This is a genomic window from Christensenella sp. (assembly GCF_034927525.1).
Classification (GTDB): Bacteria; Bacillota; Clostridia; order Christensenellales; family Christensenellaceae; genus Christensenella.
The window spans coordinates 1-7222 of the sequence record NZ_JAYFPU010000172.1; the positions used below are offsets into that span (position 1 = coordinate 1).

General features: G+C 49.0%; 7 protein-coding genes. 6 read left to right on the forward strand and 1 reads right to left on the reverse strand.

The features are described from left to right. Nucleotides 1-2 precede the first annotated feature (2 nt). The gene (gene mtnA / locus VB081_RS06950) at nucleotides 3-1088 is read left to right on the forward strand and encodes an S-methyl-5-thioribose-1-phosphate isomerase (protein WP_323400103.1); all 1086 of its coding nucleotides are present in this window, start codon (nucleotides 3-5) and stop codon (nucleotides 1086-1088) included. Between the two features lie 135 nt (nucleotides 1089-1223). Here mtnA and VB081_RS06955 read toward each other — a convergent pair whose 3' ends face one another. Further along, nucleotides 1224-1985 (reverse strand): DeoR/GlpR family DNA-binding transcription regulator, encoded by a 762-nt coding sequence (locus tag VB081_RS06955; protein ID WP_323400104.1) that lies wholly within the window; start codon nucleotides 1983-1985, stop codon nucleotides 1224-1226. 294 nt (nucleotides 1986-2279) lie between these two features. Here VB081_RS06955 and VB081_RS06960 point away from each other — a divergent pair, with 294 nt between their 5' ends. From VB081_RS06960 to VB081_RS06980, 5 genes are all read left to right on the forward strand, one after another. Beyond that, complete coding sequence (locus VB081_RS06960; RefSeq protein ID WP_323400105.1) at nucleotides 2280-3158, forward strand: class II aldolase/adducin family protein; 879 nt, start codon at nucleotides 2280-2282, stop codon at nucleotides 3156-3158. Between the two features lie 31 nt (nucleotides 3159-3189). After that, the gene (locus VB081_RS06965; protein ID WP_323400106.1) at nucleotides 3190-4521 is read left to right on the forward strand and encodes a CoA-disulfide reductase; all 1332 of its coding nucleotides are present in this window, start codon (nucleotides 3190-3192) and stop codon (nucleotides 4519-4521) included. 24 nt (nucleotides 4522-4545) lie between these two features. Beyond that, nucleotides 4546-5358: a CoA transferase subunit A gene (locus VB081_RS06970; protein ID WP_323400107.1), complete on the forward strand. Its 813-nt coding sequence runs from the start codon at nucleotides 4546-4548 to the stop codon at nucleotides 5356-5358. Next, complete coding sequence (locus VB081_RS06975; RefSeq protein WP_323400108.1) at nucleotides 5358-6107, forward strand: CoA-transferase subunit beta; 750 nt, start codon at nucleotides 5358-5360, stop codon at nucleotides 6105-6107. The genes VB081_RS06970 and VB081_RS06975 overlap by 1 nt, the downstream gene beginning before the upstream one ends. Before the next feature lie 148 nt (nucleotides 6108-6255). After that, on the forward strand, nucleotides 6256-7222 hold a 967-nt coding region (locus VB081_RS06980), incomplete at its 3' end, for a peptidoglycan-binding protein (protein ID WP_323400109.1).

Consider the following 7222-nt stretch of genomic DNA (forward strand, 5'->3'; position numbering starts at 1 on the left):
GAATGAAGCAAAGCATTATGGATTATGATACCGTTGCACTGGACGATCAAGACAGTGCGCTGGTGATCATTGACCAGACGCAGCTTCCGTATAATACGGAAATCCTGCATTTGAAAGATCAAAAAAGTATTTGGGACGCGATATACCTGCTGCAGGTGAGAGGAGCCCCGGCGATCGGCGTGGCGGCGGCAATCGGCATCTATCTGGCTGCAAAGGAAATACAGGCTGACAGCTTTGACGACTTTTATGCACAGTTTGTAAAAGCAAAGGAGTATCTGGATTCTGCGCGCCCGACAGCGGTAAACCTCTCGTGGGCACTTAACCGTATGGACGACGTCGTGCGAGCGAACAAGGACAAATCTGTTGCGGAAATCAAGGAGATACTGCATCAGCAGGCGGTAGCGATCAAAGAAGAAGACACATGGGTCTGCAAGACCATCGGTGAATATGGACTGTCGCTCTTAAAGCCGGAAATGGGTCTGCTTACGCATTGCAACGCAGGACAGCTTGCGACCAGTAAATATGGTACGGCTACAGCACCGATGTATCTGGGACATGAGAAGGGATATAACTTCCGTGTGTTCTGCGACGAGACGCGCCCGCTTTTGCAGGGGGCAAGACTGACGTCTTATGAGCTTCACGAATCGGGCATCGATACGACGCTGATCTGCGATAATATGGCTCCGTCCGTTATGAAAAAAGGCTGGGTGGATGCTGTGTTTGTAGGCTGCGACCGCGTGGCGAAGAATGGCGATACAGCGAATAAGATTGGAACTTCATATGTTGCTATGGCAGCAAAGTATTACGACATTCCGTTCTATGTATGCGCGCCCACATCGACGATCGACATGAACTGTGAGAGCGGCGACGACATCCACATCGAGCTGCGTCCGGCAGAAGAAGTGACGGAGATGTGGTATGAAAAGAGAATGGCGCCCGAAGGCGTTAAAGTATTCTATCCGGCATTTGACGTAACAGACGCACAGAATATCACTGGGATCATTACGGAGTATGGGATCGCTTATGCGCCGTTTGAAGAATCGTTAAAAGAGATATTCAGGAAAAAAGAAGCAGCTGCCAAGAAATAGAATTTGTTTTTGAATCCTCCAAAAACATATGATACAGCAGAATAAAGACGGTATGGCCACCATGGCAGTACCGTCTTTATTCGCAAGTACAAAAAACCCCTGCATTTTATGATGCAGGGGTCTGTAAAGGTTTGACTATTCGCATTCGTAGAGGTTGACTTCATGTTCCGCCAAAAATTCGTGCCACTCGGAAGAAAGCGGCTCGTCCACGATGATGGAATCGATTTTGTCAAAATCACAGATGCTGACAAAAGATACTTTATCGAATTTTGAGTGGTCTGCAATCAAAAAAACCTTGTTTGCGCGCTCGATGAGCAACTTGCGTATCGCCGCGATATCTTCACCCGCTTCAGTGATGCCGTGTGTCATATCGAGCGAACGGCAGGAAACGAACACCTTATCTACATAGTATTCACGGATGGTCTGTCGAGCCGTTTTGCCGATAAAGCTATGGTAGTTGTGCTGCAGGGTACCGCCAGTCGCAATCAGGTTGATGTTGACATAATCCGCAAGAAAATTAATGATCTTCAAGGAATCGGTAAGCACCGTCAGCCGCATATGCTTGATCTCGTTGCAGATATGGAAGGCTGTTGTTGACGCATCTAAAGTGATGGTATCCCCATTATGAATAAATTCGACACATTTCTTAGCTATTTTTTGTTTGTTGGGCACCAGTATGTTTTCGCGCAGAGACATCTTGATTTCGTTTACAACGCCTTCCTGTATGAACGCGCCGCCATAGGTACGGATCAGCACGCCGGATTCCTCTAAGGACTTCAGATCACGGCGGATCGTTTCCTCTGTAACGGAAAATTGTTTGGCAAGCTCTGAAACGGTGACGTTTTTCTTTTCCAGTATCAGCTCACGTATCTGGTTTTTTCTGGTTAATGCAAGCATTGGTATACTCCTAATATGATTTCTATACTATAATTATACGAAATTTGTTGCGCTTGTAAAGGAAAAAAGGGAAAATAATTTTGTTTTCTAGATAAAAAATCAACTAAAACCAAATAAACAGAAAAAAATATTGTATAAACACAGAAAAATGAGGCGTTTTTTATTGACAGCTTACATAAATAAATGTACTATAATAGTATCAAACAAAGAACTTTTACAGGATTTGTGCTCTGGCAGTAAAACAACATAATCAGTCACTGAATTTTAATATTTTTGCAAACGAGGTAAACGAACATGGCGAATTTCCCTTCGGTTTTTGAAGCGAAAGAAGAGATTTTGGAAATTGGAAGAAGGATGTATCAGAAAGGTTTTGTGGCGGCAAATGATGGAAACATCAGCTGCAAGATCGCTCCGGATGTGATATTGACGACACCGACAGGTGTATCCAAAGGTTTTATGGATCAGGATATGATCGTAAAAATGACACTAGATGGCGAAATTTTGTCTGGCGACAGCAAATACAAACCTTCTTCGGAAGTGAAAATGCATATTCGTGCATATAAGGAGAATCCGGAAATCATGGCGGTGACGCACGCGCATCCGCCGGTGGCTACTTCGTTTGCGATCGCAGGTATTGGCCTTGACCAACCAATCTTGACAGAGGCGATCATGGGGCTGGGAAGTATTCCGATCGCAAAATATGCAACGCCGGGCACCAATGAGGTGCCGGATTCTATTGCGCCGTTCTGCCGCGATTATAACGCGGTATTGCTCGCGAACCACGGCGCGCTTACATGGGGATCAAGCCTGATGCAGGCGTTTTACAGACTGGAATCGGTGGAATATTATGCTACGATTATGATGTATACGGGAAATATTATCGGCAAAGCAAATCCGCTAAGCTGTGAGCAGATCGCACCGCTTCTCGAAACGCGCGCCAAGCTTGGTATCCACGGCGGCGGCGTGCCGGCTTGTGCGGTACAGACGACAAACGATAAGGATGTTATTCCTGCGTCGGGGCCGATCGGCGGCTGCCAGTGCGGCGGAGATAAGAGCAAAACGATATATGGCGGGAATGCGGAAGCGGCACAGCCGGCACCACAGCCCGCGAGCTCGGAGATCGATCATCTGGTAGATCAGGTGACGAGAGAAATATTGGAAAAATTAAGGTAAGCACTGTTTCTGAAATCAGGAGGAACACGGGTTGAAGGTTATTATAGCAGGAGGAGTGGCGGCAGGAATGTCCGCCGCTTCTAAAATTATACGGACACAAAAGGACGCACAGGTAATCGTATATGAAAAGGGCGGCTATCTTTCTTACGGAGCGTGCGGCCTTTCTTATTATGTAGCAGGATACAACGACGACCATACTAAAATGATCGCACGCACGCGCGCGGAATTTGAAGGAATGGGCATCAGTACTTTTTTACATCACGAGATCATTGCAGTTGATACGCAAAACAAGGTTGTGACGACGAGAAACCTGAAGACCGGGGAGACCTTTAAGGATACGTATGATAAGCTGATGGTCGGTACGGGTGCGGGTGCCGTAAGACCACCGATTTTAGGTATCGATAAAAAAGGTATTTATGTATTAAAAACGATGGAAGACGGTCTGCTTTTAAAGGAAGTAATGACTGGATACGGTATACAGAACGTTGTTGTTGTGGGCGGCGGCTATATTGGTATTGAAGTCGCGGAGGCAATGCATGCTTTGAAGAAGAACGTGGTGTGCATCGAAGCGACCGACAAGATTTTAGCGCCTTTTGACGACGAGATCACTGCCGTGGCGATGAATGAGCTGAAAGATAAGGGCATCGATGTACGTACCGGCGAAAAGGTGATGGAATTCAAGGGGACGGAAAGCGTCAATGAGGTAGTGACGGACAAGGGAAGTTATGTAGCAGACCTCGTCGTTGTTTCTGCCGGCGTTCGCCCGAACACACAATTTCTTGAAGGTACGGATGTGGCGCTTGAGAGAAACGGCGCGGTGATCGTAGACCGCGAGATGCGCACTTCAAATCCGGATATCTTTTCCGCGGGGGACTGCGCAATGGTCTATGACCTGGTCAAACAGAAAAATGTCTATTTGCCGCTCGGGACTGCGGCCAATAAGTGCGGACGGATCGCAGGGACGAATATTTGCGGCGGACACGATGTATTTGTCGGCATGACCAGTTCTGCTGCGCTTAAGGTGTGTGACATCGAGCTGGGACGCACAGGCCTTGGAGAGCGTGAGGCGATCGACATGGGATATACGGTGGGCAGCGTAACCATTGAGGGAAGAAACCATCCGGCATATTTTCCGGGCATGGAGCCGCTCTATATTAAGGTGATCTATGAAAAGCCGAGCATGCGCATATTGGGTGCACAGCTTGCCGGAAAAGACGGTGCGGCGCTGCGGACGGATGTGTTTGTGGTAGCGATCAACGCGAATATGACGACAAAGCAGCTTGGTATGGTGGATCTGATCTATTCGCCGCCATACGCAGGCGTATGGGACGCGATACAAATCGCGTGTAACGCAGCAAAATAATCGAGGTATATTGTGGGAAAAATAATGAAATTAAAAGAAGCTGCCATGCTGATCGAGGACGGCAGTATTCTTGCAATAGGCGGTAATGTGCTGCACCGCGCGCCGATGGCGCTGGTGCGCGAGATTGCCCGACAGAAGAAAAAAGGTTTGAAGATCGTTAAGACTGCGGGGGCGATGGATGTCGACCTGTTATGCTTTGCCGGATGCGTGCAAAGTGTGGATGCGGGATTTGTTAGTTATGAATCCAAATATTCGCTTGCAAACCATTACCGCTATGCGGTGCAAAATGGCGATGTGCAGGCGAACGAGCACGCGTGTTATACGGTGATATCCGCTTTGCGCGCTGCGCAGGCGGGCATACCTTTTATGCCTGTGAAAGGGCTTGTGGTAAGCGACCTGATCGAACAAAACGACTATTTTACGAAGATTACCGACCCGTTTTCGGGGCAGGGGGTGACGGTCGTACGAGCAATCGTGCCGGATGTGTGCATTTTGCATGTGGAAGAAGCGGACGAGCTTGGCAATGCGGTCATTACTCCTCCTTTGTTTGAGGACGTGCTGATGGCGAAGGCTTCGCGCAAGGTGATCGTTACGGCGGAGAAGATCGTGCCGACCTCACAGATCAGGCGTGAGAACGAACGGGTATCGATCCCGCATTTTTTGGTAAGTGCTGTTGTTCCTGTCGAGCAGGGGGCGGCACCGTGCTCGTGTTACCCGTGTTATGATATCGACGGGCGGGAGATCGAAAAATTCAAGGCGCTCAAAACAGACGAGGAGCTTGACGGATGGCTCAAGTCGTATGAATATGCGGACAATGTCTCGAGGGAGGTTTACTGATGGTTGACAGAATAAGCGAACCGGCCCGGGAGTATACGGCGGCAGATATGATGATCTGCGCGATGGCTCGGCTCATTCAAAACAAAGAAACTGTTTTTCACGGCGTTTCTTCCCATATGCCTATGTTTGCGTTGCTGCTTGCGAAAAGCATGCATGCGCCGGAGGCGGTCTACTTGAATATTCCGGGCGGTGTCGACCCGGACGTGATCAAGATAAAAGAGTATACGAGTGCGGGCAGTGAGCTGTGTGAGGATGCGCAGGCTATGTTTCCGCTGCAGGATGTATTTGACCTTTCTATGCGCGGTGGGCTTGATGTTGCGTTTTTGAGCGGGATACAGTTTGATGTGAACGGAAATGTGAACGCTTCGGTGATTGGCGATTACAAGCGTCCCAAGGTGCGTATGCCCGGCGGGGCAGGCAGCGCGGTGCTGATCCCGACGGCCAAGCGTGCGATCATCTGGCGCACCAAGCATGATGCGCGTACCTTTGTAGAAAAAGTGGACTTTGTTACCACACGAGGAAATATCGATAAGATCGTAACGCCCTTGTGTGTGTTCCGCTTCCGTGAGGGAAAGCTGGAGCTCGATACGGTGCACCCGACTACGACGTTTGAAAATGTGCAGGAAAACACAGCGTTTCCGCTTTCGAGAAATGCGGTGGGGGTGACGCCAGCGCCGACGGTCGACGAAATCGCTATACTGAACCGTATCGATCCGCAGCGTATCAGGGAAATAGAGTTTGTGAAATAACAGGCTGCAGACGGCCGCATCTTTTATCAGGGGTGCGGTTTTCTTTTGTTTTTGGGGAGTACACAAACGACGTTGTTTGGTGTATAATATCAAAAGACACAATTTTGTTATATTCTTGTAATGAAATATGCCTGTTGGTGGAGTATGTATGAAAAAGAAGTATTTCAAGAAAAGAAACAATTTCAGTTCTTATCGCGTAAAGAATTTATTCAAAGATTTTTTCTCAAACATTGCGAAGTGGTCTAAAACAAAAAAAATTGCACTTTATGCGGGCACGGCTGCGGTTGCGGTGGCAGTTGTCGTTGTTGTTTTGTCTGTGAATGGCGGACTTCCGACGATGGCTTTTGGATCGGACGATCAGCAGGCAGTTGCTTCGCAGGGAGCGGAGGGCGTGCAGGCGGCAGAACCTACGCCCGACCCGACACCTGAACCGACCCCGGAGCCTACGCCCGACCCGACGCTCAAAGAGGGTATGGAGAGCGAGGAGGTCGCGAAGCTGCAGCAGCGTTTGATGGATCTGGGCTTTTTGCAGATCGACGAAACGACCAACTATTTTGGCCCCGCAACCAATCTGGCGGTGCAGTATTTCCAGAGGCAGCAGGGACTTGAACAGGATGGCGTAGCCGGGCCGCTGACATTGGCGCAGATATATTCTGAGGATGCAAAGCCGTATACGCTTTTGCAGGGGACAGAGGGCGAAGATGTTCAGAGTTTGCAGAGCAGGCTACAGGAGCTTGGTTACCTTGGAACGGTGTCCGGGTATTATGGAACGGATACGATCGCCGCGGTCAAAGCTTTTCAATCGCGAAACGACTTGGGCGTTGACGGTAAGACGGGCGAAATGACGTTAAATCTCATTTATTCGCCTGATGCAGAACCCACGGAAGAGATGAAGAATGCGGTACAGCGCAAGGGGAACATCGATGCGTTTATCAACTCCGCTGCGGAAAAGCTTGGTTGTAAATATGTCTGGGGTGCACAAGGGCCAAATACGTTTGACTGCTCAGGACTTGTAACCTATTGCTTGCGGGCGGCAGGATCGACCACAGGACGCTATAATGCCGCGGGCTTCTCGCAGAACAGCGAATGGGAAAAGATTTCTTTTGATAACCTGC

What these genes read in the sequence shown, in the direction of transcription:
- mtnA (WP_323400103.1), top strand. Translation starts at nt 3, where the DNA reads ATGAAGCAAAGCATTATGGATTATGATACCGTTGCACTGGACGATCAA.
- VB081_RS06955 (WP_323400104.1), bottom strand. Translation starts at nt 1,985, where the DNA reads ATGCTTGCATTAACCAGAAAAAACCAGATACGTGAGCTGATACTGGAA.
- VB081_RS06960 (WP_323400105.1), top strand. Translation starts at nt 2,280, where the DNA reads ATGGCGAATTTCCCTTCGGTTTTTGAAGCGAAAGAAGAGATTTTGGAA.
- VB081_RS06970 (WP_323400107.1), top strand. Translation starts at nt 4,546, where the DNA reads ATGAAATTAAAAGAAGCTGCCATGCTGATCGAGGACGGCAGTATTCTT.
- VB081_RS06975 (WP_323400108.1), top strand. Translation starts at nt 5,358, where the DNA reads ATGGTTGACAGAATAAGCGAACCGGCCCGGGAGTATACGGCGGCAGAT.